At 72.1% G+C, this 1,704-nt stretch carries 1 protein-coding gene and 1 pseudogene; both read left to right on the top strand.

Features of this window, described 5'->3' with window-relative positions:
* Positions 1–113, top strand: a pseudogene (locus OFY01_RS16530) (electron transfer flavoprotein subunit alpha/FixB family protein); the annotation flags it as partial.
* Positions 114–347: 234 nt separating this feature from the next.
* Positions 348–1,646 carry a DUF6986 family protein gene (locus tag OFY01_RS16535; protein WP_266600619.1) on the top strand — a complete coding sequence of 433 codons (1,299 nt, stop codon included), beginning with the start codon at positions 348–350 and terminating at the stop codon, positions 1,644–1,646.
* Positions 1,647–1,704 lie beyond the last annotated feature (58 nt).

Genomic DNA, 1,704 nt, shown 5'->3' on the forward strand with positions numbered 1-1,704 from the left:
TCAACAAGGACGAGGAAGCACCGATCTTCGACCTGGTCGACTACGGCGTGGTCGGTGACCTCTTCGACGTCGTCCCCACCCTCACCGAGGAGATCAAGACCCGCAAGGGCTGAGGACCCCTCCCGCAACAGCTGTTCCCTGCCGTCGGGGCCGCGTGGTGTTCGTCACCGCGCGGCCCCGACGGCGTACGGGCAGCATGGGGAGCGCGCCGTGAGCGCGCGGTGAGCGAGGAAGGGGCGCAGGGCGCGCGAGGTGACCATTGACGCCGCTCACCACGCCAGATAACTTCACTATACGGATTGTTGATTCCGTGAAGCGGAAACAGTGAGCGTGTGGAGGGTGCAGGAATGGGTCAGCAGGAGAAGGTGTCGACGAGCCTCGCGGGCGCGGTCAGCGAGGGCATCAGCGCCTCACTCGCCCCGGTCGACGCGGAGCTCGCGCGCCGCTACCCGGGAGACCCCGGCACCCGTCAGCCCGTCCACACGGTCTACGTGCCCGGTGACGCCTTCGACGCGGGCACCATCCGTTCCTGGGGCGACCAGGCCCTCGCGCAACTCGACGAACACGCCCCGGACGCCGCCTCCTTCGCCGCGGCCCTCGGTCTGACCGACGACCTCGCCCAGCCGGTCCACGACCGCGTACGCGCCAAGCTGGAGCGTGAGCCGATCGAAGACCTGCGCGTCGACTTCGAGGACGGCTACCGGCCCGCCTCCGCCGCCGACGAGGACGAGACCGCCGCCAGGGCCGCCCGCCTCATCGCAAAGGCGTACGCCGACGGCACGGCCGCGCCTTACATGGGGATCCGCACCAAGTGCATGGAGGCCGCCGTCCGTGACCGCGGCATCCGCACGCTCGACATCTTCCTGACCGGTCTCATGGAGCACGGCGGCCTGCCGGACGGGCTCGTCCTGACCCTGCCGAAGGTCACGTACCCGCAGCAGGTCACCGCCATGGTCCGCCTCCTCGAGGCGTTCGAGGAGCGGCACGGCCTCGACGCCGGGCGGCTTGGCTTCGAGATCCAGATCGAGACCAGCCAGTCGATCCTCGCCGCCGACGGCACCGCCGCCGTGGCCCGCATGATCGACGCCGCCGAGGGCCGCGCCACCGGCCTGCACTACGGCACCTTCGACTACAGCGCCTGCCTCGGCGTGTCCGCCGCCTACCAGGCCAGCGACCACCCGGCGGCGGACTACGCCAAGGCCGTCATGCAGGTCGCCGCGGCCGGCACGGGCGTGCGCGTGTCGGACGGCTCCACCAACGTGCTGCCCGTCGGCTCGACCGCCAAGGTCCATGACGCCTGGCGGCTCCACTACGGTCTGACCCGGCGCGCCCTCGCCCGCGCGTACTACCAGGGCTGGGACATGCACCCGGGCCACATCCCGACCCGCTACGCCGCCGTCTTCGCCTTCTACCGCGAGGGCTTCGAGGCCGCCGCCGCCCGCCTCGCCGCCTATGCCAACCAGGCATCCGGCGACATCGCCGACGAGCCCGCCACGGCCAAGGCCCTCGCCGGTTACCTGCTGCGCGGCCTGGACTGCGGCGCCCTCGACATCGCCGAGGTCGCCCGCCTCACCGGCCTGACCCGCGCCGACCTCGAGGGCTACGCGGGCCCACGCCGCGGCGACCTGACGGTGACGGCCGGCTGACGCCGCGCCTGCGGACGCACCGCTGCCCCTTCCCGAGGACGGTCGGGAAGGGGCAGCG

It is taken from the genome of Streptomyces beihaiensis, assembly GCF_026274175.1.
In the GTDB taxonomy this organism is placed as follows: Bacteria; Actinomycetota; Actinomycetes; order Streptomycetales; family Streptomycetaceae; genus Streptomyces; species Streptomyces beihaiensis.